General features: G+C 62.9%; 24 protein-coding genes (1 of these 24 cut by a window edge). 20 read left to right on the forward strand and 4 right to left on the reverse strand.

The genetic code is table 11. From position 1 onward, the window contains the following. On the reverse strand, window positions 1–1188 hold the 5' portion of the coding sequence (locus tag A9971_RS16465; RefSeq protein WP_183001297.1) for a CaiB/BaiF CoA-transferase family protein. The gene continues 33 nt to the left of window position 1, outside the view; the window shows 1188 of its 1221 coding nt (coding positions 1–1188); its start codon is at window positions 1186–1188; the stop codon falls past the left edge of the window. A gap of 13 nt (window positions 1189–1201) precedes the next feature. Then, a complete protein-coding gene (locus tag A9971_RS16470) occupies window positions 1202–2383 on the reverse strand; it encodes an acyl-CoA dehydrogenase (RefSeq protein WP_011058503.1) in 1182 nt (393 codons plus the stop codon). 158 nt (window positions 2384–2541) lie between these two features. Between A9971_RS16470 and A9971_RS16475 the strand changes: the two genes are divergently transcribed. From A9971_RS16475 to A9971_RS16525, 11 genes are all read left to right on the forward strand, one after another. After that, complete coding sequence (locus A9971_RS16475) at window positions 2542–3441, forward strand: LysR family transcriptional regulator (RefSeq protein WP_183001296.1); 900 nt, start codon at window positions 2542–2544, stop codon at window positions 3439–3441. Between the two features lie 451 nt (window positions 3442–3892). Beyond that, window positions 3893–5014, forward strand: coding sequence for a Re/Si-specific NAD(P)(+) transhydrogenase subunit alpha (locus A9971_RS16480; protein ID WP_041115030.1), 1122 nt, complete (start codon window positions 3893–3895; stop codon window positions 5012–5014). Window positions 5015–5029: 15 nt separating this feature from the next. Next, complete coding sequence (locus A9971_RS16485; RefSeq protein WP_005783507.1) at window positions 5030–5353, forward strand: NAD(P) transhydrogenase subunit alpha; 324 nt, start codon at window positions 5030–5032, stop codon at window positions 5351–5353. Continuing rightward, on the forward strand, window positions 5353–6789 hold the full coding sequence (locus A9971_RS16490; protein WP_041115026.1) for an NAD(P)(+) transhydrogenase (Re/Si-specific) subunit beta: 1437 nt from the start codon (window positions 5353–5355) through the stop codon (window positions 6787–6789). Before A9971_RS16485 ends, A9971_RS16490 begins: the two co-directional genes overlap by 1 nt. A 179-nt stretch (window positions 6790–6968) precedes the next feature. Then, window positions 6969–8462, forward strand: a complete 1494-nt coding sequence (locus A9971_RS16495) for an acetyl-CoA hydrolase/transferase family protein (RefSeq protein ID WP_011058499.1) — start codon at window positions 6969–6971, stop codon at window positions 8460–8462. Between the two features lie 319 nt (window positions 8463–8781). Continuing rightward, the gene (locus A9971_RS16500) at window positions 8782–8997 is read left to right on the forward strand and encodes a DUF1127 domain-containing protein (RefSeq protein WP_011058498.1); all 216 of its coding nucleotides are present in this window, start codon (window positions 8782–8784) and stop codon (window positions 8995–8997) included. Between the two features lie 268 nt (window positions 8998–9265). Beyond that, entirely contained in the window at window positions 9266–9469 is a 204-nt protein-coding gene (locus A9971_RS16505; RefSeq protein WP_077933162.1) for a DUF1127 domain-containing protein, read from the forward strand. Window positions 9470–9636: 167 nt separating this feature from the next. After that, complete coding sequence (locus A9971_RS16510) at window positions 9637–9954, forward strand: DUF2388 domain-containing protein (RefSeq protein ID WP_011058497.1); 318 nt, start codon at window positions 9637–9639, stop codon at window positions 9952–9954. Between the two features lie 103 nt (window positions 9955–10057). Then, the gene (locus A9971_RS16515) at window positions 10058–10366 is read left to right on the forward strand and encodes a DUF2388 domain-containing protein (protein ID WP_011058496.1); all 309 of its coding nucleotides are present in this window, start codon (window positions 10058–10060) and stop codon (window positions 10364–10366) included. 27 nt (window positions 10367–10393) lie between these two features. Beyond that, entirely contained in the window at window positions 10394–10714 is a 321-nt protein-coding gene (locus tag A9971_RS16520) for a DUF2388 domain-containing protein (RefSeq protein ID WP_011058495.1), read from the forward strand. Further along, the gene (locus tag A9971_RS16525; RefSeq protein WP_183001295.1) at window positions 10711–12672 is read left to right on the forward strand and encodes a DUF4105 domain-containing protein; all 1962 of its coding nucleotides are present in this window, start codon (window positions 10711–10713) and stop codon (window positions 12670–12672) included. Before A9971_RS16520 ends, A9971_RS16525 begins: the two co-directional genes overlap by 4 nt. A 103-nt stretch (window positions 12673–12775) precedes the next feature. Here A9971_RS16525 and A9971_RS16530 read toward each other — a convergent pair whose 3' ends face one another. Next, window positions 12776–13177, reverse strand: a complete 402-nt coding sequence (locus tag A9971_RS16530; RefSeq protein ID WP_011058493.1) for a GFA family protein — start codon at window positions 13175–13177, stop codon at window positions 12776–12778. 319 nt (window positions 13178–13496) lie between these two features. Between A9971_RS16530 and A9971_RS16535 the strand changes: the two genes are divergently transcribed. The 9 genes from A9971_RS16535 (at window position 13497) to A9971_RS16575 (ending at window position 23745) form a co-directional block, all read left to right on the forward strand. Beyond that, the gene (locus A9971_RS16535) at window positions 13497–14804 is read left to right on the forward strand and encodes a CitMHS family transporter (RefSeq protein ID WP_183001294.1); all 1308 of its coding nucleotides are present in this window, start codon (window positions 13497–13499) and stop codon (window positions 14802–14804) included. Between the two features lie 67 nt (window positions 14805–14871). Continuing rightward, entirely contained in the window at window positions 14872–15639 is a 768-nt protein-coding gene (locus A9971_RS16540) for a TerC family protein (protein ID WP_011058491.1), read from the forward strand. 216 nt (window positions 15640–15855) lie between these two features. After that, window positions 15856–17514, forward strand: coding sequence for a Na/Pi cotransporter family protein (locus A9971_RS16545; protein WP_011058490.1), 1659 nt, complete (start codon window positions 15856–15858; stop codon window positions 17512–17514). Window positions 17515–17570: 56 nt separating this feature from the next. After that, window positions 17571–18953: a pitrilysin family protein gene (locus A9971_RS16550; RefSeq protein WP_053160586.1), complete on the forward strand. Its 1383-nt coding sequence runs from the start codon at window positions 17571–17573 to the stop codon at window positions 18951–18953. 179 nt (window positions 18954–19132) lie between these two features. Further along, window positions 19133–20176, forward strand: coding sequence for a DUF5924 family protein (locus tag A9971_RS16555; RefSeq protein WP_015633662.1), 1044 nt, complete (start codon window positions 19133–19135; stop codon window positions 20174–20176). Window positions 20177–20230: 54 nt separating this feature from the next. After that, entirely contained in the window at window positions 20231–21379 is a 1149-nt protein-coding gene (locus A9971_RS16560) for an ABC transporter permease (protein WP_011058487.1), read from the forward strand. Further along, window positions 21376–22179 (forward strand): ABC transporter ATP-binding protein, encoded by an 804-nt coding sequence (locus A9971_RS16565; RefSeq protein ID WP_011058486.1) that lies wholly within the window; start codon window positions 21376–21378, stop codon window positions 22177–22179. Before A9971_RS16560 ends, A9971_RS16565 begins: the two co-directional genes overlap by 4 nt. Before the next feature lies 1 nt (window position 22180). Beyond that, window positions 22181–23119: an MlaD family protein gene (locus A9971_RS16570; RefSeq protein WP_011058485.1), complete on the forward strand. Its 939-nt coding sequence runs from the start codon at window positions 22181–22183 to the stop codon at window positions 23117–23119. After that, window positions 23116–23745 carry an ABC-type transport auxiliary lipoprotein family protein gene (locus A9971_RS16575; protein ID WP_053154839.1) on the forward strand — a complete coding sequence of 210 codons (630 nt, stop codon included), beginning with the start codon at window positions 23116–23118 and terminating at the stop codon, window positions 23743–23745. The genes A9971_RS16570 and A9971_RS16575 overlap by 4 nt, the downstream gene beginning before the upstream one ends. Window positions 23746–23817: 72 nt before the next feature. Here A9971_RS16575 and A9971_RS16580 read toward each other — a convergent pair whose 3' ends face one another. Further along, window positions 23818–25047 (reverse strand): nucleoside recognition domain-containing protein, encoded by a 1230-nt coding sequence (locus tag A9971_RS16580; protein ID WP_019095624.1) that lies wholly within the window; start codon window positions 25045–25047, stop codon window positions 23818–23820. Window positions 25048–25126 lie beyond the last annotated feature (79 nt).

Genomic DNA, 25126 nt, shown 5'->3' on the forward strand with positions numbered 1-25126 from the left:
AGCCTCGACCCGCATCCCCAATACACGTTGCAGAACCTCTGCAGTATGTTCGCCCAATAGAGGAGGGGCGTTACGGTACTCAACGGGGGTTTGCGAAAGACGAATCGGGCTAGCCACCTGAGGCACCATCCCAGCCAACGCGTGTGGCAGCTCCACAGCCAGGCCTCGAGCCACGACCTGTGGATCAGCAAACACCTGTGCCAGATCATTGATCGGCCCACAAGGCACCCCAGCCAGCTCCAGCTGACTCACCCACTCCGCCGTAGTCTTGAACACCGTGGCCTGGCGAATCAGCGGGATCAGCACCGCCCGATTGGCCACCCGCAGCTTGTTAGTGGCAAACCGAGGATCGTCCGCCCACTGCGGCTGACCCGCTACCTCGGCAAACTTGCGAAACTGCCCGTCATTACCCACGGTGAGGATGAAGTCGCCATCCGCCGTCGGAAAATCCTGATAGGGCACTATATTAGGGTGCGCATTACCCAAGCGCTTGGGTGCGACCCCCGTGGTCAGATAGTTCATGGCCTGGTTGGCCAGGCAAGCGACCTGCACATCCAGCAATGCCATATCGATGTGCTGACCACCGCCACCCTGATCTCGATGAGCCAGGGCCGCCAGAATCGCCACAGTGGAGTAGAGCCCGGTAAGGATGTCGGTCAAGGCCACCCCCACTTTTACCGGCCCAGCCCCCTCATCACCCTCAGGTCGCCCAGTCAGGCTCATCAGACCACCCAAGCCCTGGATCATGAAGTCATAACCCGCGCGCTTGGCATAGGGCCCGGTCTGACCAAAACCGGTGATAGAACAGTAGATCAGCCGCGGATTGACGGCCTTGAGCGACTCATAGTCCAGACCATAAGCCGCCAGCCCACCCACCTTGAAGTTCTCGATGACGATATCCGACTTGGCAGCCAGCTCACGCACCAGCTGCTGCCCCTCTGGGCGCGTGAAGTCGATGGTCACCGACTGCTTGTTACGGTTGGCCGACAGGTAATAGGCAGCCTCCGTGGTGTTCACGCCATAGGCATCTTTAAGGAAGGGCGGCCCCCAGGCGCGTGTATCGTCACCATTACCCGGACGCTCGACCTTGATCACCTCGGCCCCCAGGTCCGCAAGGATCTGCCCGGACCACGGCCCAGCCAGTACCCGCGATAAATCCAGTACCCGCAGATGTGATAACGCGCCCATGGCCGCTCTCCTATTAATAGAACGCCTGGATACCGGTTTGTGCACGCCCGAGAATCAGCGCATGCACGTCGTGAGTACCTTCGTAGGTGTTGACCACTTCCAGGTTCACCAGGTGACGAGCAATACCGAACTCATCGGATATCCCGTTGCCGCCCAGCATGTCACGGGCCATGCGCGCGATATCCAGGGACTTGCCGCAGGAGTTGCGCTTCATGATCGAGGTGATTTCCACCGCCGCAGTCCCTTCATCCTTCATCCGCCCCAGGCGCAGACAGCCCTGGAGGGCGAGGGTGATTTCGGTCTGCATGTCCGCCAGCTTCTTCTGGATCAGTTGGGTTGCCGCCAGAGGACGACCGAACTGCTGGCGATCAAGGGTGTATTGACGTGCGGTGTGCCAGCAGAACTCCGCAGCCCCCAAGGCGCCCCAGGAGATGCCGTAACGCGCCGAGTTCAAGCAGGTAAAAGGTCCTTTGAGCCCACGCACATCCGGGAAGATGTTCTCTTCCGGCACGAACACGTTGTCCATGACGATTTCGCCGGTGATCGAGGCCCGCAGGCCGACCTTGCCGTGAATCGCTGGTGCACTCAGGCCCTTCCAGCCTTTCTCCAGGACAAAACCACGAATGTCGCCGGCATCATCCTTGGCCCAAACCACGAATACATCAGCAATCGGGCTGTTGGTGATCCACATCTTGCTACCAGTCAGGCTGTAGCCACCGTCCACTTTGCGTGCACGAGTAATCATCGCACCCGGGTCAGATCCATGGTTCGGCTCGGTCAGACCAAAGCAGCCAATCCATTCGCCGGACGCCAGTTTCGGCAGGTACTTCTGCTTTTGCGCCTCGGTACCAAACTCGTTGATCGGCACCATCACCAAGGACGACTGCACACTCATCATCGAGCGGTAGCCGGAGTCCACTCGCTCCACTTCACGAGCGATCAGGCCATAGCACACATAGTTAAGGCCGCTGCCGCCGTACTGCTCAGGAATGGTAGCGCCCAACAGGCCGACTTCACCCATTTCCCGGAAGATGGCCGGGTCGGTCTTCTCATGGCGGAAAGCTTCGAGAACCCGTGGTGCCAGCTTGTCTTGAGCGAACTGCTCGGCACTGTCGCGGACCATGCGTTCTTCTTCGGTGAGTTGCTGGTCCAGCAGAAGGGGATCGATCCAGTTGAAGCTTGCTTTACCGCCCATGAGTGAATCCTCGTGAAGTAGGTCAACTATCGTGGAACAGATCCTAGGCCTACGGTGCGCCCCAGGCAAACGAGGATTTCGCATAGTGTTGTGCTAATTTCTCACTTCGTAATGGCCTAAACCGCCTTTTACAGCATCTATTAGTGAGATTGCCGTACATGCGCAGAAAGATCCCCAGTACCACCGCCTTAATCAGCTTCGAAGCCGCGGCACGTCATGAGAGCTTTACCAAGGCAGCCCAAGAGCTTTCCCTGACCCAGGGTGCGGTCTGCCGACAGATCGCCAGCCTTGAAGAGTTCCTCGGGCTGGAACTTTTCCGGCGTTCACGACGGGGAGTCAAGCTCACTGAGGCCGGGCTGTCCTACAGCCGCCGGGTCGCCACACAACTGGACGCAGTGGAGCGCGACACACTTTCAGTGATGGGTCAGCAGGGGGCTAACGTCATCGAACTGGCGGTGGTTCCGACCTTCGGGACGCAGTGGTTATTGCCACGCCTGAAGGACTTCCAGCAGCAGCACCCCGAAGTCACGGTCAACCTGACCAACCGCACGCGCCCCTTCCTCTTTGCCGACACCCCCTTCGACGCCGCCATCTACTTTGGCGACGCCGATTGGTCGGGTACCCAGTCTCACTGGCTGATGGGCGAAAACCCGATGCCGGTGTGCAGCCCGGCAATGCTCGGCAAGCAGCAAGAGTTGAGCGCCGAGGCCATAGCCGAACTGCCCCTGCTGCAGCAGACCACGCGGCCTTATGCCTGGCGGCAATGGTTCAACTCACAGCAGCTGAATATCCCCCGCGACATGACAGGCACGCGCTACGAGCTATTCTCCATGCTCGCCCAGGCCGCCATGCACGACATGGGTATCGCCTTGATTCCGCCCTTCCTTATCCAGCGCGAGCTGGCCGAAAAACGCTTGGTCATTGCCAACCCCCAGGCACTCTCGAGCATCAAGGCGTATTACCTGATGATTCCCGAACGCAAAGTGGAATCGGCCTCTTTACGGGCTTTTCGCGACTGGCTGGTGAACCAGGCAAACAGCTACAACCTTGAAAAATAAAGGCTCACAGCTAATAGCTGACCCCGTAGTCAAATAAATTAGAACCCTACAGATATAACTATTTGTCGCATTTTCACAGACTGTACCGACACCTTGAACAATCGTTCTACAAGCGCCTAACCACGCGGCTTGTAGGGTTTATTCAAGGGCAATGTAAGACTATTCATGTCACGGATGAGAAAAATCTTATTTTCCATAGCAAAGCCTTGAAAGGCACGGCTTACAAGGCTTTAACCTGGTACGTTGCGACATTCGGTCACGGGGTGACTTGTAGTTAATTTTCCGTCACTAGTCAGAATCCCTTGAAGGCCTCAAAGTTCGCCTGCAAAATGCCGCGCCCCGCTGTGATTTCAGCGGGATCGTGCTGATCGGCCGCCCCAGCCGCACCCTCCGAAGTGCGCTGGCCTTCTAAGAAAGATCGAAAGCAATAAGATCAAGCAGGAGATTTGACGTGCACATTGGTGTTCCTCTCGAAACCCAGACGGGTGAAACACGGGTTGCTGCAACCCCGGAAACCATCAAGAAGCTGATCGGCCAGGGTCATAAAGTCACTGTGCAAAGCGGCGCCGGCATTAACGCCAGCGTGGTCGACAGTGCCTATGAAGCGGCAGGAGCCACCATTGGCAGCGCCAACGATGCCTTTGGCGCCGAGCTGATTCTCAAGGTCGTGGCGCCCAGCGACAGCGAACTGGCGCTGATCAAGAGCGGCACCGTGCTGGTGGGCATGCTCAATCCGTTCAGCAATGAAACCATCGCCAAGCTGGCCGAGCGCGGGATCACCGCCTTCGCCCTGGAGGCCGCACCCCGCACCTCCCGGGCCCAGAGCCTGGACGTGCTGTCGTCCCAGGCCAACATCGCCGGCTACAAGGCCGTGCTGCTGGCTGCCCACTACTATCCGCGCTTCATGCCGATGCTGATGACCGCCGCCGGTACGGTGAAGGCTGCCCGGGTGCTGATTCTCGGCGCCGGTGTTGCCGGCCTGCAGGCCATCGCCACGGCCAAGCGCCTGGGTGCGGTGATCGAAGCTTCGGACGTGCGTCCGGCAGTGAAGGAGCAGATCGAATCCCTGGGCGCCAAATTCGTCGACGTGCCTTACGAGACTGACGAAGAGCGCGAGTGCGCCGTCGGTGTCGGCGGTTACGCGCGCCCCATGCCGGCCAGCTGGATGCAGCGCCAGGCTCAGGCCGTGCACGAACGCGCCAAACAGGCCGATATCGTCATCACCACCGCGCTGATTCCGGGCCGCAAGGCACCGACCCTGCTGAGCGCCGATACCGTGGCCCAGATGAAGCCCGGTTCGGTGGTCATCGACCTGGCAGCCGCTCAGGGCGGCAACTGCCCACTGACTGTGGCTGACCAGGTCGTAGTCGAGCACGGCGTGACCATCGTCGGCCCGACCAATCTGGCCGGGGCAGTGGCTGCCGACGCCTCGGCGCTGTACGCCCGCAACCTGCTGGACTTCCTGAAGCTTGTCTTCACCAAAGAAGGGCAGTTCGAAGTCAACCTCGAAGACGACATCGTCGCCGCGTGCCTGATGTGCCGCGACGGCCAAGTCATCCGCAAAAACGCCTAAGCAGGGATTCAGACGATGGAAGAGCTTATCTCCCCCGGTATCTACAACCTGATCATCTTCGTGCTGGCGATCTATGTCGGTTACCACGTGGTCTGGAACGTTACACCCGCACTGCACACCCCCCTGATGGCAGTGACCAACGCCATTTCCGCGATCGTCATCGTCGGCGCCATGCTGGCTGCCGCCCTGACCGTGACCCCGTTGGGCAAGACCATGGGCACCCTGGCCGTGGCCCTGGCTGCGGTCAATGTGTTCGGCGGCTTCCTGGTCACCCGTCGCATGCTGGAAATGTTCAAGAAGAAAGCGCCCAAAGCCGTGAAAGAAGAGGTGCAGAAATAATGAGCATGAACCTGGTAACAACCCTCTACCTGATCGCCTCGGTGTGCTTTATCCAGGCGCTCAAGGGCCTTTCGCACCCGACCACGTCCCGACGCGGCAACCTGTTCGGCATGCTGGGCATGGCCCTGGCGGTACTGACCACCATCGGCCTCATTTATAAGCTGGGCGCGGAACTGGCGACCGCCGGCATCGGCTACGTCATCGTTGGCCTGCTGATCGGTGGTACCGCCGGTTCGATCATGGCCAAGCGTGTCGAGATGACCAAGATGCCGGAACTGGTGGCCTTCATGCACAGCATGATCGGCCTGGCCGCGGTATTCATCGCCATTGCCGCCGTGGTCGAGCCTCAGTCCCTGGGCATCGTCAAGCACCTGGGCGACTCGATTCCCGCCGGTAACCGCCTGGAGCTGTTCCTTGGCGCAGCCATCGGTGCCATCACCTTCTCCGGTTCGGTGATCGCCTTCGGCAAGCTGTCGGGCAAGTACAAGTTCCGCCTGTTCCAAGGCGCACCGGTACAGTTCGCCGGGCAGCACAAGCTCAACCTGGTACTGGGCCTGGCCACCCTCGGCCTGGGCGTGACCTTCATGGTCACCGGCAACCTCGGTGCTTTTGCCCTGATGCTGGCCCTGGCCTTCGTCATGGGCGTGCTGATCATCATCCCGATCGGCGGTGCCGACATGCCAGTAGTAGTGTCGATGCTCAACAGCTACTCGGGCTGGGCGGCAGCAGGGATCGGTTTTTCCCTGAACAACTCGATGCTGATCATCGCCGGCTCGCTGGTGGGCTCCAGCGGTGCAATCCTCTCCTACATCATGTGCAAGGCGATGAACCGTTCGTTCTTCAACGTCCTGCTGGGCGGTTTCGGCAACACAGCCGATGCCGGCGGCCCGGCAGGTTCGAAGGAAGCACGCCCAGTGAAATCCGGTTCAGCCGACGATGCGACCTTCCTGCTGACCAACGCCGATACCGTGATCATTGTTCCCGGCTACGGCCTGGCGGTGGCACGCGCCCAGCACGCGCTGAAAGAGCTGACCGAGAAGCTGACCCACCGCGGCGTGACCGTGAAATACGCGATCCACCCGGTAGCGGGGCGCATGCCCGGCCACATGAACGTCTTGCTGGCCGAAGCCGAAGTGCCTTACGACCAGGTGTTCGAGATGGAAGACATCAACTCCGAGTTCGGCCAGGCCGACGTGGTGCTGGTGCTGGGCGCCAACGACGTGGTCAACCCGGCGGCGAAGAACGATCCTAAGTCGCCGATTGCCGGCATGCCGATTCTCGAAGCCTTCAAGGCCAAGACCATCATCGTCAACAAGCGCTCCATGGCCAGCGGCTATGCCGGCCTGGACAACGAACTGTTCTACCTGGACAAGACCATGATGGTCTTCGGCGACGCGAAGAAGGTCATCGAAGACATGGTCAAAGCCGTCGAATAAAGCTGCTGTAGCGCAATACCCAAAACCTCAGCCTTTAGTAGGCTGGGGTTTTTTATTTACTCCATAAAGCCGACAGAAGGCTCTAGATCAGGGCCTTTCATTCGACCTTTGTCGCGCGGTGTTTTTTTTTGAAATCACTAGACTGCGCTTCTTGCTTCCGTTGCCCGAGATAACAATCCATGTACCGTGATCGTATCCGCTTGCCTTCGTTGTTGGATAAGGTGATGAGCGCCGCTGACGCTGCCGCTCTGATTGAGGACGGCATGACCGTCGGCATGAGCGGCTTCACCCGCGCCGGTGAAGCCAAGGCCGTGCCCCATGCCCTGGCCGAACGGGCCAAGGTAACGCCACTGAAAATCAGCCTGATGACCGGCGCCAGCCTGGGCAACGACCTGGACAAGCAGCTCACCGAAGCTGGCGTGCTGGCCCGACGCATGCCGTTCCAGGTGGACAGCACCCTGCGCAAGGCGATCAACGCTGGCGAAGTGATGTTCATCGACCAACACTTGTCGGAAACCGTCGAACAACTGCGCAACCAGCAGCTCAAGCTGCCGGACATTGCAGTGATCGAGGCTGTCGCCATCACTGAACAGGGCCATATCGTGCCGACCACCTCGGTGGGCAACTCCGCCAGCTTCGCGATCTTCGCCAAGCAGGTGATCGTCGAGATCAACCTGGCGCACAACCCGAACCTGGAAGGCCTGCACGACATCTATATCCCGACCTATCGACCGACCCGTACACCGATTCCCCTGGTGAAGGTCGACGATCGCATCGGCAGCACGGCGATTCCGATCCCTGCGGACAAGATCGTCGCCATCGTCATCACTAATCAGTCGGATTCGCCGTCCACGGTTTCCACCCCGGACAGCGAGACCCAGGGCATCGCCAACCACCTGATCGACTTTCTCAAGCAGGAAGTGGATGCCGGGCGCATGAGCAACAAGCTCGGCCCGCTGCAGGCCGGTATCGGCAACATCGCCAACGCGGTGATGTGCGGCCTGATCGAGTCGCCATTCGAGAACCTGACCATGTACTCCGAAGTACTGCAGGACTCGACCTTCGACCTGATCGACGCCGGTAAGCTCAGCTTCGCCTCAGGTAGCTCCATCACCCTGTCGAGCCGACGCAACGCCGACGTGTTCGGCAACCTGGAACGCTACAAGGACAAGCTGGTGCTGCGTCCGCAGGAGATCTCCAACCACCCGGAAGTGGTGCGCCGCCTGGGTATCATCGGCATCAACACCGCGCTGGAGTTCGATATCTACGGCAACGTCAACTCCACCCACGTCTGCGGCACGCGGATGATGAACGGCATCGGCGGCTCCGGCGACTTCGCCCGCAACGCACACCTGGCGATCTTCGTCACCAAGTCGATTGCCAAGGGCGGGGCGATTTCCAGCGTGGTGCCGATGGTCAGCCACGTGGACCACACCGAGCATGACGTCGACATCCTGGTGACCGAGATCGGCCTGGCGGACCTGCGCGGCCTGGCGCCGCGGGAGCGGGCCCGGGTGATCATCGACAACTGTGTGCATCCTTCCTACCGCGACGCACTGAATGACTACTTCACCAAGGCCTGCGCCTTGGGTGGTCACACGCCGCATATCCTGCGTGATGCCCTGAGCTGGCACATCAACCTGGAAGAAACCGGGAAAATGCTCGTCGAGTAATTGATACAGTTGGCAGCTGACGCAAACACAGTTTCGTCAGCTTGCCGGCCGCTCGCCAGAGACCGCCAAAAACTGTACTGCTGTACCGGTATTTTCCCCGCCTAAAACCACTTGCCTCCCATCAAAAAGCACCGAAATGCACCATAAAGGTGCTGACAGGTACAGTTGCGCCTTTTCCGAACAGTACAGCCCCTATAAACAGTTAACTGGTCCTTCACAATACAGGTGAACTGTATCTACAGAGTCTTGCGCGGGAAGAGGATCATGGGCACCAGTTAAACCACTACCTGATCCCGCCACAAGCGGAAGGATGTCAACCATGGAACGTACACTCAGTTCCGAACTGTTCTTCGAAGACAAAGCTGAAAAAACCCAGGCTTCCCTGCCTCTGCGCGTTATCGCCAACCTGATGCTGTGGCAGCGCCGCATCTCCAGCCGCCATCAACTGGCTCGCCTGGATTCGCGTCTGCTGGCCGATGCCGGGATCAGCGAAGCACAACGCTACGAAGAGCTGAGCAAGCCGTTCTGGCGCTAACTCAGCGTCGCTGGCCCTGACCCACCGGGTCCACCGCCAGCACCCCGAATTGCACACAACAAGACCCGTCGCGGGAAACCGCGACGGGTCTTGTCGTTCTGGCCGCGGAAAACGCGCTAAACAGCTGAAATACAGCCCGTTTCATCGGGACAGGTACAGTTTTATAAAACATAACAATTAACCAGTACAATTTAGCTCGAGTGTATCTGTATCACCGCATCGAACCGCCGCACCATGAGGTTGCAGCCAGCTCATCGCTCGGCTGCTCATGGAGGCAAGCATCATGCACTCGTCCCCTGGCACCAACCTTCACTGCACGCCCTTCAAGCGCTGGCTCACGGCGCTCGCCAACACACGGGAGCGGGCCCGCACCCGTCACTTGCTGGCACAAATGGATGAACGACAACTCTCGGACAGCGGCATCAGCCACAGCGATCGGGCAGCGGAACTGCACAAACCCTTTTGGCGCTGAGGCCTGCCGCAACGCTGTGCGAATGGGGCCGCTGAGCCTAATATCTGAGGCGACGTGGCGATTTTCATTCGAGCTGCGTCAGAGCAATCAGACACAGCACCTCGCAGTGGCTGCCCGGCGTCTCACTCAGCGCCCTTAAATTGTCTGTTCATTCACAGGAGTTACCCATGTCCCGTCTCCGCCTGCTCAGCGCCGCCGCCCTGCTGGCCCTGGCTGCCAATGCCCACGCCACCAGCCTGATCGTGACCACCGACGCCATTGTCGGCGCGCTCAAGGCCACCACCGACGCCACCTCCGATGCCACTTCTTCCCTGCGTGACAACAAGATTGTCCGTGCCGCCCGGGATGATGCCGCCAGTTTCGTCGCCACCGACGGCGCCATTCGCGGGGTAAAACTGGAAAGCGCATTTGCCCACATTCGCCAGCAAGCGCCTCAGTTGCAGGCCTCTGATGCACAGCTGGCCCAGGCCATCCTGGCAATCTGAAGCGTCTCGGTTTCAGGTGCCCCGGCGCACCTGAAACCCTCTGCGCTGGTCCTCCAAGGGGCATTGCGCTAGCCTTGGCGCTGGTTTTCAGCTGTCGAGACTCTTGGGTTTGTTCCGTATTTCGCTTTCCGCTCCCGTATTGATCGCCGCCTGTTGGGCCGGTTCGGTGCAGGCATTCGACCTCACCACCCAAAGCCTGGTTGTCACCGTCTATGCGACAGGCCAGGTGACCTCGGCGCCCTTCGACCATAAACTGCTGCTTGCTGCCCAGGATGACGCCGCTGCCTTCGTGGCAACCGACGGCCAACTGCGCGGCGCCCGCCTGGAGTCTGCGCTGGAATACCTGCGCCAGGACCCGGCAAAACTTCATGCCAGCGACCTTGAACTGGCGCAGGCAATTCTCGTCCAATAACCATCCCTGTTCTTCCGGAGTCGTTCCATGCGTAGCCCGCTGATTGCCGCCACCCTTGGCCTGCTGTTGTTGGCCGACGTGGCCCAGGCACACACCCTGGTGGCCACCAGTAACATCATCGTCCGCGCCTCCGGCCGCACGATCGATTTCACCTCGGACACCACCACTTCGATCCGTGACTCCAAAGTCGTGCGCGAAGCCCACGACGATGCCGCCAGCTTCGTCGCCAGCAACGGTGATATCCGCGGCGCGCAACTTGAAGCGGCGTTCAATGCCCTGCGCACGCAGCTGCCAGAAGCCCGCGACGCCAGCGACCAGGTGCTTGCCGAAGCCATCCTGGCCCTGTGAAACCACTCCTAGCCTGGCTGCTGGCCGGGACCCTGGGGCTGCTCTGCGGCACCGCCCAGGCCGACCTGCAACTGCGCCTCAAGACCGATGGCTTGAGCCCGGCGCAGCAACACGCCAGCCAGGCACTGCTGGATGAAGCGATGCAGGCGTTGCCGCCGCGTTTCATCCAGCAACTGGATCGCACCATTGATGTCGGCTGGACCGACCGAATGCCCGACAACGCCTATGGCGAGGCATCCCTGGTGTCGGAACTGGACCTCAACCGCGCCTTGCTGCCCAGCCTGACCGACGGCTCCGCCGCCACCCAGAAGACCAGCCGCCCCCATGGCACCGTGCGCCGGGAAATGCTCGCCACGGTACTCCATGAACTGACCCACATTTATGATCGCGCGCGTTTGTGGCCCGGTGCCGAGCGTAGCCTGATCCAGCGCTGCACCCGCAAGAACAGCACCTCCGGGCTGATCGGCCTGCCGGATGAGTGTCGCGGCCAGAATGACCGGCGCTTCACCCTCAGCGATGATCCACGGCTGCTGGATCTGGCCGGTTGGCCGCAATACGTCGGCCGCCGTGGCGAACGCGAGCAGCACAACCGTCAGGTCGCCCGCAGCCCGGACATCTACGAGATCACCAACCCGAAGGAATTCGTCGCGGTGAACATGGAGTACTTCCTTCTCGATCCGAGCTACGCCTGCCGCCGCCCGGCGCTGTACCGCTATTACCAGGAACATTTCGGCTGGGCGCCGGCCGCCAAGGACAGCTGCGCCAAGTCCTTCGCCTTCCTCAACGCCGGCAACGACTTCGCCAAAACGCCCCTGGGGCAGGTGGACCCGGAGCGGGTCTACGCGGTGGACTACCTGCTGGCCGAAGCCAACCAGAACTGGGTCAGCCGCTGGGGTCACAGCATGCTGCGCCTGGTGATCTGCGCCCCGGGCCGCCCCCGCGGGCCGGATTGCCGGCTGGACCTGGACCAGCACCTGGTGCTGTCCTACCGCGCCTTTGTCGGTGACGTGCAGCTCTCCAGCTGGGACGGCCTGGTGGGCAAGTACCCTTCGCGGCTGTTTGTCCTGCCGCTGTCCCAGGTCATCGACGAGTACACCAAGACCGAGCTGCGCAGCCTGGCCTCGGTACCGTTGAAGCTGTCACGCAGCGAGATCGAGGAAGTGGTGGAGCACGCCGCCGAGATGCATTGGAGCTACGACGGCAACTACTACTTCCTGTCCAACAACTGCGCAGTGGAAAGCCTCAAGCTGCTGCGCAGCGGCAGCAACAACAAGCAACTGATCGGCCTCGACAGCATCATGCCCAACGGCTTGCTGGAGGTGCTCAAGGGCAGGGGGCTGGCGGACACCAGCGTGCTCGACGACCCGCGCGAGGCGCTGCGCCTGGGGTATCGCTTCGACTCCTTCCGCGACCGCTACCAGGCGATGTTCGAGGTGATCAAGAAGCGCCTGCCGATCAAGCAGGCCAGCGTCGAAGACTGGCTGTCGCTGAGTGCCGAGGAACGCCGGCACTGGTTCGACCAGGCCGACCTGCGCACCAGCGCCGCCTTGCTGCTGCTGGAGCAGGCCAGTTATCGCCGGCAACTGCTGCTGGCTCAGGACGAGGTCAAGCAGCGCTACCTGGGGGCTCGCGAGCTGAAAAATGGTGGTATGGCGCAGGCCAACAAGACCCTGCAGCAGATCCTCGCCAACAGCGGCTTCCTCAGCCGCCCGGCAGAATTGCTGGGCAGCGGCGGCTACGGCCTGCCTCAGCCCGCTGAATGGCAACGCCTGGAGTCCGAGAGCAGCCAGCGGCAGAAGCAACTGCAATCCTTGACCGGTGACCTGGACAAGGAAGTGCGAGCCCTGCTGGAACCGGCCCGAGCGGCGGAAATCGCCGCCAACGAGGCCAACCTGAAGCTGGTGGGCGAGCATCTGCGGACGCTGCACAAGGCGGCAGGCGGCCTGGAACTGCCGTAGCGCTGCCTAGCCCGCGAGGCTGCGAAATGGACCGAAGGGCCTTGCTGGGCGGCCTTGAGAGCCTCGCGACCGCTACACGCTCGTGCGCAGCCTACGGCAGCGGCTACAGGGTTTCCTGCGGTTCTTGCGGCAGGTGCTCGTCCAGATGCAACCAGGGCAGGCGGCTGTCGGTCCAGATATGCCGGTCTGCAGGCGCCCGTTCCGGGTGATCCAGGGTGGCGATGGTGACATCGATGCTGTCTGGGCTCAGGTGGGTGATCAGCGCCAAATGAGCACCACAGTTGCCGCAGAAATAGCGCGCACAACTTCCAGATGAGTCGTACCGGGCGGGAACGCCTTCCAGCCATTCGAAAGCCGAGGCGGGCAGGGTGATCCAGGTGGTCACCAGACCGCCACTGACCCGGCGGCAGATCGAGCAATGGCAGTGGGCGATGTCCCGCAACGGGCCGCTGAACTGGTAACGCAGCCGCCCGCAGTGGCAGCCTCCGGTGTGCAACTCTCTCATGTGCATGTCTCCCTGGCGCCGATAGCCATCACTTTATGCCGCTGGTCGCCTGCTGCAACATCCGTTCGTTCCTTTCAGCGACGAAAGCTGGCTGAAAGCTTCCCCCATTAGGATCGCCTCCACTACCGGCAACAGACCGGTTGGCCACAGCGGGCGTTTCTCGCGCTCCCGGCCCTATTAACAACAACAATGGTGATTCTGATGTCCGCTCCTACCCGCCTGTTCGCTGCAACTCCTCCCGTACGCCTCGTGCTTGCCGTTCTGCGCTGATCCCACCCGGTTCGCCATTCCCTAGCCGCGCTACGCCTGGAGTAATCCCATGCTGACTTTCCTTGGCTTTGCCATGGTCATCACCTTCATGTTCCTGATCATGACCAAGCGCCTGTCGGCGCTGATCGCCCTGATCATCGTGCCCATCCTGTTCGCCCTGTTCGGCGGGTTCGCGCCGAAGATCGGCCCGATGATGCTCGAAGGCATCACCAAGCTCGCGCCCACGGGCGTGATGCTGATGTTCGCCATTCTGTATTTCGCCCTGATGATCGACTCCGGCCTGTTCGACCCGGCCGTGCGCAAGATCCTCAAGCTGGTCAAGGGCGACCCGCTGAAGGTCTCGGTGGGCACTGCGGTACTGGCCCTGGTGGTGTCCTTGGACGGTGACGGCGCCACCACCTACATGATCTGCGTGGCCGCCATGCTGCCGCTGTACAGCCGCATCGGCATGAGCCCGCGAATCATGGCCGGCCTGATCATCCTCGCCGGCGGGGTGATGAACATGACCCCCTGGGGCGGCCCGACCGCCCGCGCGGCCAGCGCCCTGCACGTGGACCCGTCGGACATCTTCGTGCCCATGATCCCGGCCATGCTGGCCGGCGTGGTGGCGATCCTGGCGATCGCCTACATGTACGGCAAGCGAGAAAGGGCGCGCCTGGGTGAACTGCACCTGGCGGGCGACGAGATCGACCACAGCGAGATCAGCGTGTCGCAGCACCCCGACGCTCGTCGTCCCAAGCTGATCTGGTTCAACGGCGCCCTGACCTTCGCCCTGATGTGCGCGCTGATCGCCGGGCTGCTGCCGTTGCCGGTGCTGTTCATGGTGGCCTTCAGTATCGCCATGATCGTCAACTATCCCTGCCTGCAGCAGCAGAAGGATCGGGTCGCGGCCCACGCCGGCAGCGTGCTGGCGGTGGTCGGGCTGATCTTCGCGGCGGGCATCTTCACCGGCATCCTGTCCGGCACCGGCATGGTGGATGCCATGTCCAAGAGCCTGCTGGCGGTGATCCCGGAAGCCCTGGGGCCGTACCTGGCGGTGATTACCGCGCTGGTGAGCATGCCGTTCACCTTCTTCATGTCCAACGATGCCTTCTACTACGGCGTGCTGCCGGTGCTGGCCGAAGCCGCCAGCCACTACGGCATCACCGCGGTGGAAATGGCCCGTGCGTCGATCGTCGGCCAACCCGTGCACTTGCTCAGCCCGCTGGTACCCTCGACCTACCTGTTGGTGGCCCTGGCCGGTATCGAGTTCGGCGATCACCAGCGCTTCACCCTCAAGTGGGCAGTGCTGGTCTGCCTGTGCATAATGTTCGCCGCTTTGCTGATGGGGATTTTTCCGCTGTTCAGCACTCTATAAAAGCAATGCTTCTGCGCCCGGGCCGGCCTCACGGCCCGGGCTATAACACTCGCTCAAAGGAATACACATGGAATGGCTGACCAACCCGGAAATCTGGGTTGCCTTCTTTACCCTGACTGCCCTGGAGATCGTCCTGGGCATCGACAACATCATCATGATCTCGATCCTGGTCAGCCGCATGCCCAAGCACATGCAGGCGCGCACGCGGATCTTCGGTCTGGCGCTGGCGATGGTCACGCGCATTCTGTTGCTGCTGTCGATCACCTGGGTCATGCGCCTCACGGCCGACCTGTTCGTGGTCTTCGGCCAGGGCATTTCCGGGCGTGACCTGATCCTGTTCTTCGGTGGCCTGTTCCTGCTGTGGAAAAGCTCCCAGGAGATGTACCACGCCCTGGAAGGCGAGGACGAAACCATTGATGAGCCCAAGGGCAAGGGCGGCAACTTCCTCTACACCATCATCCAGATCGCCATTATCGACATCGTCTTCTCCCTGGATTCGGTGATCACCGCCGTGGGCATGGTTTCCCATGTGCCGGTCATGGTGGCGGCCATCATCGTCGCGGTGCTGGTGATGATGCTGGCGGCCGGGACCATCAGCGAATTCATCGACAAGCACCCGTCGCTGAAAATGCTCGCGCTGTCCTTCCTGCTGGTGGTGGGTACGGTCCTGATCGCCGAAGCCTTCGAAGTGCACGTGCCAAAAGGCTACGTCTACTTCGCCATGGCCTTCTCCCTGGCGGTGGAAGCCATCAACATCAAGATGCGCACCGCCATCGCGAAAAAGAAAAAACAGCAGGACCCGGTGAAACTGCGCAAGGACGTTCCTGGTCAATAATCCGGGAATGCGCTGAATGGAAAAGGGGCTCTCGAGCCCCTTTTCTGCGTCTGCAGGAAGCTGTTTTCATGACAGTTTTGTTTCAATCGCCGGTTTGGCTATGCGATGCTGGCGCCTCGTGCGTTAGCCAACTACAGCTTAAGTACATAACGTAGAACGTCGCGCAACAACGTCCACTCGCCCCGCTTGGGGCACTTCACCCCAGGGGGGGCCTCTATGCTGACCCTGCTCAATCTGCTTTCCGCCGTGGCCCTGCTGATCTGGGGTACGCATATCGTCCGTACCGGCATCCTGCGGGTCTACGGCTCCAACCTGCGCCACGTGATCGGCCAGAACATGGCCAGGCGGCCACTGGCGTTCATTGCCGGGATCCTGGTCACGGCCATGGTCCAGAGCAGCAACGCCACGGCGATGCTGGTGACGTCCTTTGTCGGCCAGGGCCTGATGGCGCTGACCCCGGCGCTGGCCACCATGCTCGGCGCCGACGTCGGTACCGCGCTGATGGCCCGGGTACTGACCTTCGACCTGTCCTGGCTGTCGCCGCTGCTGATCTTCCTCGGGGTGATCTTCTTTCTCTCGCGCAAGCAGACCCGCGCCGGCCAGCTGGGCCGGGTCGGCATCGGCCTGGGGCTGATCATCCTGGCCCTGCAACTGATCGTCGAAGCCGCGGCCCCCATCACCCATGCCCAGGGCGTGAAGGTCCTGTTCGCCTCGCTGACCGGCGATATTCTCCTGGATGCACTGATGGGAGCGGTGTTCGCCATGGTGTCCTATTCCAGCCTGGCGGCGGTGCTGCTCACCGCGACCCTGGCCGGCGCCGGGGTCATCAGCCTGCCGGTGGCCATCGGCTTGGTGATCGGCGCCAACATCGGCAGCGGGGTACTGGCCTTCCTCAGCACCAGCATGCAGAACGCCGCCGGGCGCCAGGTCGCGCTGGGCAGCCTGCTGTACAAGCTCATCGGCCTGCTGCTGATCATCCCGGTGCTCGACCCACTGGCCCACTGGATGGACAGCCTGGACTTCAGCCCCCAGGAAGTGGTGATCGGCTTCCACCTGCTGTACAACACCGCCCGCTGCCTGTTGCTGCTGCCCACTGTTGGCCCCATGGCCCGGCTCTGCGCCTGGCTGCTGCCGGAGCGCCCCCAGGAAAACGGCCGCGCTCGCCCGCGGCACCTGGACCCTACCGCCCTGGCCACGCCGAGCCTGGCCCTGGCCAACGCCGCCCGCGAAACCCTGCGCATCGGTGACCTGATCGACAGCATGCTGGAGGCGATGCGCGACGCGCTGCAGGGCAAGCAGACCGCCATCACCCAGGAGCTGCGCGCCCTCAGCGACGACGTCGAAGCGCTGTACAGCGCCATCAAGCTGTACCTGGCGCAGATGCCCCGGGAAGACCTCAGCGACCAGGACAGCCGGCGCTGGGCCGAAATCATCGAACTGGCGTTCAACCTCAAGCTGGCCAGCGATCTGATCGAACGCATGCTGCGCAAGGTCCAGCAGCAGAAGACCTCCCAGCGCCGCTCCTTCTCCGAGGTTGGCCTGGAAGAGTTGACCGGGCTGCACGCGCAACTGATCGCCAACCTGCGCCTGGGGCTCTCGGTGTTCCTGAGCGCCGACCCGGAAAGCGCGCGCCAGCTGCTGCGGGAAAAACGCCGTTTCCGCGCCCAGGAGCGGCGCCTGGCCCACGCCCACGTCAGCCGCCTGCAACGCAAGATCGTCCAGAGCATCGAGACCAGTTCCCTGCACCTGGAGCTGATCGCCGACATGAAGCGCCTCAACTCCCTGTTCTGCAGCAGTGCCTACGTGGTTCTGGAAACCTCGGACACCGGCGCGCTGGAGGTCGAAGAGATGGCTGACATCACTCATTCACCCTGAACGTCCACAGTCCCACGAAGTCTGTAGAACTTACGCACGCCGTAAGGAAGCTTGTTATGCGTTGTCTGTTATTCGCCTGCCTGTTGCTGGGCAGTGCACAAGGATGGGCTTTGGATCGTTTCCAGGTCGAAGGCTACACCCTGCCCAATGGCCTGCAACTGCTGCTCAAGCCCGGCAGCGAACGCGGCCACGTGGCGATCCGCCTGGTGGTGGGGGTGGGCCTGGACGACTTCGCCTGTGCCGACAAGGAGTTGCCGCACCTGCTGGAACACCTGCTGTTCAGCGGCGTGGATGACAGCGGGGAAGGCGGCCTGGAAGAACGCATGCAGGCCCTGGGCGGCGAATGGAATGCCTACACCAGCAATGCCGACACCACCTTCGTCATCGAGGCCCCGGCGCGCAACCAGCGCAAGGTCCTGGACCTCTTGCTGTCGCTGCTGACCCATACCCGCCTGGACGACAACGCCGTGGCCGCGGCCAAGCAAGTGGTGGAACGCGAAGGCGGGGGTCACTATTCGCACCTGCAACGCTGGCTCGACCGCCAGGACCTGGGACACAAGGCAGGCAACCAGCTGGCGGTGGAACTGGGGCTCAAATGCGCCGAACGCGCCGAGGTCGGAAACCTGACCCTGGCCCAGCTGGAGCAGGTACGCAAGGACTGGTACGCCCCCAACAACATGACCCTGATCGTGGTGGGCGAGCTCGATCGCCTGCTACCGGCCTACCTGGAGCGCACCTACGGTGCCCTGGAGCCGGTGGAACCCAGCGAACACCCCGACCTGCCGCAGATCCAGGGCACCGCCGCCCCTGAGCGCACCCTGGTCCATGGCTGGGTAGGGCAGAGCGCGCAACTGCACTGGCTGTTTCCCGAGCCCGTGCTGGACCAGCAGCACGACGAGACCTTCGACCTGCTCAAGGACTACCTGGACTGGGCGCTGTATCGCCAACTGCGTCTTGAGCACGAATTGTCCTACGGCCCCTGGAGTGATCGGGAAGTCTTCGGTGGCGTGGGCTTTCTCAGCCTCAATGCCGACCTTGAGCGCGACGACCTGCCCCAAGCCCGGCAAGTGGTAGAGCAGCTCAAGGCACGGCTGCTCAAGGACGGCCTCGACCCGGCCACCTTCGCCCGCCTGAAACAGGCTGCCATCGATCGCCAGGCCTGGGCCGTGCAGGGCAACAGCGCCCTGGCGGACTATTACTGGAGCGCCCTCGGGGACTTCGACAACGGCCGCTTCAGCGACCCGGCCAGGCGCCTGAAAGCAGTGAGCCTGGAACAGGCCAACCTGGCCCTGCGCCAGCTGCTGCAGCAGCCGGGCTACCTGCGCATCGAACAACCGCTGCTCAGTGACGAACAACTGCTCTGGCTGATCGGCGGCCTGCTGTCCCTGGTCCTGCTCGGCAGCTTCGGCGTCTACCTGCTGCGCCGCCGGGCCCGCTGACCCATGGCCAGGGAGCTTGCTCCCGCCGGGCCGCGCAGCAGCCCCAGGGACAGGGCAATGCGATCACCTTGGCCGGATTACCTCACCAGCGCCTGCGCACCTGAGCAAGCTCCCTCGCCACGGACCGCCGCCGACGTTATCCTGTCGCGGTTTTTCCTGCCCTGACTGTGATCCCCCCGATGCCGAACCTGACCCTCCTTATCCAGCGCATTCTCGAACTGATGAAGCGCTATCCGGGGATCATTGCGCTCGGCGGTTTCATCTCCGGGGTCGGAAGCTTCATCCTGGTGGACCGGCAACAGAGCCTGGCCTCGTGGATCGCCGTGATCCTGCTGGTGAGCTGGGTCTGGCTGATGCTGGAGAACAGCCTGACCCAGCTGTTCACCAAGGTCTTCAAGCGCGAGATCCCGCAGCCGCTGCTGCGCTATGCGACGCAGATGATCCACCAGGAAAGCCTGTTCTTCGTCCTGCCGTTCTTTTTCATCACCACCAGCTGGAACAGTGGCCAACTGGTGTTCACCGGCCTGCTCGGCGCCGCGGCGCTGATTTCCATCACTGACCCGCTGTACTACAAATGGCTGGCCCCGCGCCGCTGGCTGTTCCTGGCGCTGCACACCCTGACCCTGTTCGCCGCCTTGCTCACGGCCCTGCCGCTGATCCTGCACCTGACCACCGCCCAGAGCTTCAAGCTGGCCCTGGGCATCGCCATGCTCCTGTCCTTTCCGAGCCTGGCCTCGATCCTGCCGATCCGCAGCCTGCGCAGTGCCCTGACCGTGCTGGCCATTACCCTGGCCATCGGCAGCACCGGCTGGCTGCTGCGCTCCTGGGTGCCGCCGGCCACCCTGTGGCTGACCGAGGATGCCATCAGCACCCAGCTCCAGGATCGCACCCCGGGCGACAGCCTGGAGCAGATCAGCACCGCCCAGGTAAGCAGCACCGGCCTGTACGCCTACACCGCGATCAACGCCCCCCGGGGCCTGGACGAGCGCATTTACCACGTCTGGCAATTCAACGGCAGCGAGGTGGATCGCGTCGCCCTGGACATCCATGGCGGGCGCAAGGAAGGCTACCGTGCCTGGTCCCACAAGCAGAATTTCCCCGCCAACCCGGCGGGCGACTGGCAGGTGCGGGTAATCACCGAGGACGGCCAGGTGATCGGCGTGCTGCGCTTCGAGATCACCGCTCCAGATCAAGACGCGGCCAAGACCGGCGAGGCAAAGTAACCGGGATCGTGCTATTACGTAGCACTGCGAAATGGCCACACAAGCTCGGAGCTTATGACTAGCAGCGTGACGCCCGGCACCGCTCAACTGGACCTTGCCCACTCCCCGGCGCAATTGCGCATCGGCGGCGACTGGACGCTGGCGCACTACAGCGACCTCAAGCGCCTCAGCCAATCCCTGGACGGCCGCTACGACAGCAGCACCCATATCGACCTCAACGGCCTGGGCGCCCTGGACACCGCCGGCGCGTCGCTGCTGGTGGAACTGCTGGGGGCAGAACGCCTGGGGCAATCCGCCGAACACCCCGACTGCACCTTGTCCGCCGCCGACCGCGCGCTGCTGCACACGGTCTACACCTCGTTGAACGACTTCTGCGTACCGGTCAAGGAACCGGAGATCTCGGTCAGCGTGCAATTGCTTTCGCGCATTGGCAGCGCGGTCTATACCGTCTGGCAGGACACCCTGAAGGTCCTGGGCTTCATCGGCCTGATCCTGGAAACCCTGGCCCGCGGCCTGCTGCGCCCCAAGCGCTGGCGCATCACCCCGGTGGTGGCACACATCGAACAGACCGGCCTCGACGCGGCGCCCATCGTCGCCCTGCTGACCTTTCTGGTGGGCGCGGTGGTGGCCTTTCTCGGCGCCACCGTGCTGGCCAACTTCGGCGCCAGCATCTTCACCGTGGACCTGGTGGCATTTTCCTTCCTGCGGGAATTCGGCGTACTGCTCACCGCGATTCTCATGGCCGGGCGCACCGCCAGCGCCTTCACCGCGCAGATCGGCTCGATGAAGGCCAATGAAGAGATCGACGCCATCCGCACCCTGGGCCTGGACCCGGTAGAACTGCTGGTGCTGCCTCGGGTCCTGGCCCTGCTGGTGTCGCTGCCGATGCTGACGTTCCTGGCGATGCTTTCGGGGATAGTCGGTGGCGCGGTGGTCTGCGCCCTGTCCCTGGATATCTCCCCGGCGATGTTCCTCTCGCTGCTGCATTCGGATATCGGCGTGAAGCACTTCCTGCTGGGCCTGGTGAAAGCGCCGATCTTCGCCTTCCTGATCGCCGCCATCGGCTGCCTGGAAGGCTTCAAGGTCAGCGGCAGCGCCGAGTCGGTGGGCGCCCACACCACCTCCAGCGTGGTCCAGTCGATCTTCGTGGTGATCGTCATCGATGCCGTGGCCGCGCTGTTCTTCATGGAGATGGGCTGGTGAGCCGGCCGCCACGCGCGCCGGCGAAGGCGGTGATCGAGGTCCGTGGCCTGTGCAACCGCTTCGGCAAGCAGAGCGTGCACGAGAACCTCGACCTGGATGTGTACCAGGGCGAGATCCTCGGCGTGGTCGGCGGCTCGGGCAGCGGCAAGTCGGTACTGCTGCGCAGCATCGTCGGCCTGCGCCAGCCCAGCGAAGGCTCGGTGCGGGTATTCGGCCAGGACCTGCCAAGCCTGCCGGAACAGCAACGTTCGCTGATCGAACGACGCTTCGGCGTACTGTTCCAGAAGGGCGCGCTGTTCACCTCGCTGACCGTGACCGAGAACGTCGCCCTGCCATTGATCGAGCATGCCGGCCTGTCCCGTGCCGATGCCGAACACCTGGCGGCGGTCAAGCTGGCCCTGGCCGGCCTGCCGCTGTCGGCGGCCGACAAGTACCCGGCCTCGCTCTCTGGCGGGATGATCAAGCGCGCTGCCCTGGCCCGGGCGCTGGCCCTGGACCCGGACATCCTGTTTCTCGACGAACCCACCGCCGGCCTCGACCCGGTGGGCGCCGCCGCCTTTGACCAGTTGATCCTGACCCTGCGCGATGCCTTGGGGCTCAGTGTGTTCCTGGTCACCCACGACCTGGACACCCTCTACACCATCACCGACCGGGTGGCGGTGCTGGCGCAGAAAAAGGTACTGGTGGCGGATGCCATCGATATCGTCGCCGAGACCGACGACGAATGGATTCACCAATACTTCCATGGCCCTCGCGGCCGCGCGGCCTACCAGGCCGCTACACAGACCAACGAGGGATGACATGGAAACCCGAGCCCATCATGTACTGATCGGCCTGTTCACCGTGATCGTGGTGGCCGGCGCCTTGCTGTTCGGCCTGTGGCTGGCCAAGTCCAGCGTCGACAGCGCCTTCCAGGACTACCAGATCGTCTTCAACGAGGCGGTCAGTGGCCTGTCCAAGGGAAGCTCCGTGCAATACAGCGGGATCAAGGTCGGTGATGTGGTCAACCTGCGCCTGGACCCCAAGGACCCGCGCCGGGTGCTGGCACAGATCCGCCTGGGCAGCGAGACGCCGATCAAGGAGGACACCCAGGCCAAGCTGGCCCTGACCGGCATCACCGGCACCTCGATCATCCAGCTCAGCGGCGGCACGCCGCAAAGCCCGACCCTCAAGGGCAAGGACGGCGAACTGCCCACCATCATCGCCTCACCGTCGCCCATCGCCCGCCTGCTGAACAACAGCAACGACCTGATGACCGGGGTCAACCTGCTGTTGCACAACGCCAACCGCATGTTCTCCCCGGACAACGTGGCCCGGGTCAGCAGCACCCTGGACAACCTGCAGAAGACCTCCGCCAGCATCGCCGAGCAGCGCGACGACCTGCGCCAGTTGATGCAGCAATTGGGCTCCATCAGCAAGCAGACCGGCGCCATGCTGGAACAGACCACCGCGCTGATGCGCAACGCCAACGGGCTGCTCAACGACCAGGGCAAGCAGATGTTCGGCAGCGCCGAGCACGCCATGCGCTCCCTGGAGCAAAGCAGCGCCACCCTGAACAAACTGCTGAGCGACAACCAGGACTCGCTGAACAACGGCATGCAGGGCCTCAACGGCCTGGCGCCAGCCGTCCGCGAGCTGCGCGAGACCCTGAGCTCGCTGCGGGCCATCACCCGGCGCCTGGAAGCCAACCCCGGCGGTTACCTGCTGGGTAACGAGAAGAACAAGGAGTTCACGCCATGAAGCGTGCCTATCGCCTGCTTGCCCCCCTGGGCCTGAGCGCCGCCCTGGCCCTGACCGGGGCCTGCTCGATACTGCCCAAGGGCGAGCCGCTGGACATCTATCGGCTGCCGGTGAGCCAGGCCGGCGCCACGGCGCCGAACCAGGCCCTGTCGTGGTCCTTGCAGTTGCTCAAGCCCCAGGCCGGGGATGCGCTGAACAGCGCACGGATCGCGGTGATTCCCCAGGGCAACCTGATCAGCAGCTACAAGGCTTCGCGCTGGAGCGACCCGGCACCGATCCTGCTGCGCAACCGCCTGCTGGACGGCTTCCAGCGCGATGGCCGGGTCCAGCTGTTGAGCACCGATGACAGCAACCTGCAGACCGACCTGGCCCTGGGCGGCGACCTGCAAGCCTTCCAGACCGAATACCAGGGCAACGCCGCCCAGGTGGTGATCCGCCTGGATGCGCGGCTGATTCGTGGCTACGACCAGAAGATCCTCGCCAGCCGGCGCTTCGAAGTGCGCCAAGCGCTGGCTGAAACCGGGGTGCCGGCGGTGGTCACAGGATTTGGCCAGGCCGGCGACGCGCTGACCCGGCAAGTGGTGGATTGGGCAGTGGGGCAGGGCAATCGGGCGCTCAAACATTGAGAGCCCTTTCGCCGGCAAGCCGGCTCCTACAGAGGGAGTAGGAGCCGGCTTGCCGGCGAAGGCTCGCTCAACTCATCCAAAGAACCAGTAGCAAACCGCAATCGCCGCCACCACGCCGGCGAATTCCGCCAGCAAGGCACAGCCCACGGCGTGCCGCACCCGCTGGATGCCTACCGCGCCGAAGTACACCGCCAGCACATAGAAGGTGGTTTCGGTACTGCCCTGGATGGTGGCCGCCACCAGGGCCGGGAAGCTGTCCACGCCCTGGGTCTGCATGGTCTCGATGAGCATGGCCCGTGCCGCACTGCCCGAGAACGGCTTGACCAAGGCAGTGGGCAAGGCGTCCACGAAACGTGTGTCCCAACCGGCCCACTCCACCAGATGACGAATGCCGTCGAGGCCGAAATCCAGGGCCCCGGACGCCCGCAGCACGCCGATGGCGCAGAGCATCGCGACCAGGTATGGCAAGAGGCTCTTGGCGACGTCGAAGCCCTCCTTGGCGCCCTCGACAAAGGCCTCGTAGACCTTGACCTTGCGCAGCGCGCCGACCACCAGGAACAGCATGATCAGCCCAAACAGCGTGAGGTTGCCGAGAATCGACGACAGGGACGCCAGGGCCGTGGCCGACAGGGTGGCGAGCAAGGCCATGAAGGCGCCCAGGGCCAGGGCCCCGGGAACCAGGTAGGCCAGTACCACCGGGTCCCACAGGCGCAGGCGCTGCATCACCGCGACCGACAGCAGGCCCACCAGGGTCGAGGCGCTGGTGGCCAGGAGAATCGGCAGGAACACCAGGGTCGGGTCCGCCGCGCCTTGCTGGGCGCGGTACATGAAGATGGTCACCGGCAGCAGGGTCAGGGACGAGGCGTTGAGCACCAGGAACAGGATCTGCGCATTGCTGGCAGTGGTGGCGCTGGGGTTGAGTTCCTGCAGGGCGCGCATGGCCTTGAGGCCGATGGGCGTGGCGGCGTTGTCCAGGCCCAGGCCGTTGGCGGCGAAGTTCAGGGTGATCAGGCCCAGGGCCGGGTGCCCCGGCGGCACTTCCGGCATCAGGCGCTTGAACAGGGGCCCCAGGACCTTGGCCAGCCACTCGACGATTCCAGCCTTCTCGGCGATGCGCAGAAAACCCAGCCACAGGGTCAGGGTGCCGAACAGCAGGACCATGACCTCCACCGACAGCTTGGCCATGGCGAAGATGCTTTCCACCATGGCAGCGAAGATCCCGGCGTTGCCACCCACCAGCCACTGCGCCAGGGCCGACACGGTTGCCACGATAAAGAAGCCAAGCCACAGGCCATTGAGCATCGGTCATACCCCTCGAAAGATGCGGCGAATGATAGCGGGGCGGGCAGAAACGACAAACCCCGGATTAACCGGGGCCTGT

Source organism: Pseudomonas sp. UME65, assembly GCF_014170225.1.
Lineage (GTDB): Bacteria > Pseudomonadota > Gammaproteobacteria > Pseudomonadales > Pseudomonadaceae > Aquipseudomonas > Aquipseudomonas protegens.

Coding starts and splice junctions, on each gene's coding strand:
- A9971_RS16550 (WP_053160586.1), top strand. CDS start 17,571: ATGCGTTGTCTGTTATTCGCCTGCCTGTTGCTGGGCAGTGCACAAGGA.
- A9971_RS16505 (WP_077933162.1), top strand. CDS start 9,266: ATGGAGGCAAGCATCATGCACTCGTCCCCTGGCACCAACCTTCACTGC.
- A9971_RS16555 (WP_015633662.1), top strand. CDS start 19,133: ATGCCGAACCTGACCCTCCTTATCCAGCGCATTCTCGAACTGATGAAG.
- A9971_RS16575 (WP_053154839.1), top strand. CDS start 23,116: ATGAAGCGTGCCTATCGCCTGCTTGCCCCCCTGGGCCTGAGCGCCGCC.
- A9971_RS16540 (WP_011058491.1), top strand. CDS start 14,872: ATGGAATGGCTGACCAACCCGGAAATCTGGGTTGCCTTCTTTACCCTG.
- A9971_RS16545 (WP_011058490.1), top strand. CDS start 15,856: ATGCTGACCCTGCTCAATCTGCTTTCCGCCGTGGCCCTGCTGATCTGG.
- A9971_RS16475 (WP_183001296.1), top strand. CDS start 2,542: ATGCGCAGAAAGATCCCCAGTACCACCGCCTTAATCAGCTTCGAAGCC.
- A9971_RS16580 (WP_019095624.1), bottom strand. CDS start 25,047: ATGCTCAATGGCCTGTGGCTTGGCTTCTTTATCGTGGCAACCGTGTCG.
- A9971_RS16490 (WP_041115026.1), top strand. CDS start 5,353: ATGAGCATGAACCTGGTAACAACCCTCTACCTGATCGCCTCGGTGTGC.
- A9971_RS16500 (WP_011058498.1), top strand. CDS start 8,782: ATGGAACGTACACTCAGTTCCGAACTGTTCTTCGAAGACAAAGCTGAA.
- A9971_RS16570 (WP_011058485.1), top strand. CDS start 22,181: ATGGAAACCCGAGCCCATCATGTACTGATCGGCCTGTTCACCGTGATC.
- A9971_RS16560 (WP_011058487.1), top strand. CDS start 20,231: ATGACTAGCAGCGTGACGCCCGGCACCGCTCAACTGGACCTTGCCCAC.
- A9971_RS16470 (WP_011058503.1), bottom strand. CDS start 2,383: ATGGGCGGTAAAGCAAGCTTCAACTGGATCGATCCCCTTCTGCTGGAC.
- A9971_RS16530 (WP_011058493.1), bottom strand. CDS start 13,177: ATGAGAGAGTTGCACACCGGAGGCTGCCACTGCGGGCGGCTGCGTTAC.
- A9971_RS16495 (WP_011058499.1), top strand. CDS start 6,969: ATGTACCGTGATCGTATCCGCTTGCCTTCGTTGTTGGATAAGGTGATG.
- A9971_RS16510 (WP_011058497.1), top strand. CDS start 9,637: ATGTCCCGTCTCCGCCTGCTCAGCGCCGCCGCCCTGCTGGCCCTGGCT.
- A9971_RS16520 (WP_011058495.1), top strand. CDS start 10,394: ATGCGTAGCCCGCTGATTGCCGCCACCCTTGGCCTGCTGTTGTTGGCC.
- A9971_RS16535 (WP_183001294.1), top strand. CDS start 13,497: ATGCTGACTTTCCTTGGCTTTGCCATGGTCATCACCTTCATGTTCCTG.
- A9971_RS16485 (WP_005783507.1), top strand. CDS start 5,030: ATGGAAGAGCTTATCTCCCCCGGTATCTACAACCTGATCATCTTCGTG.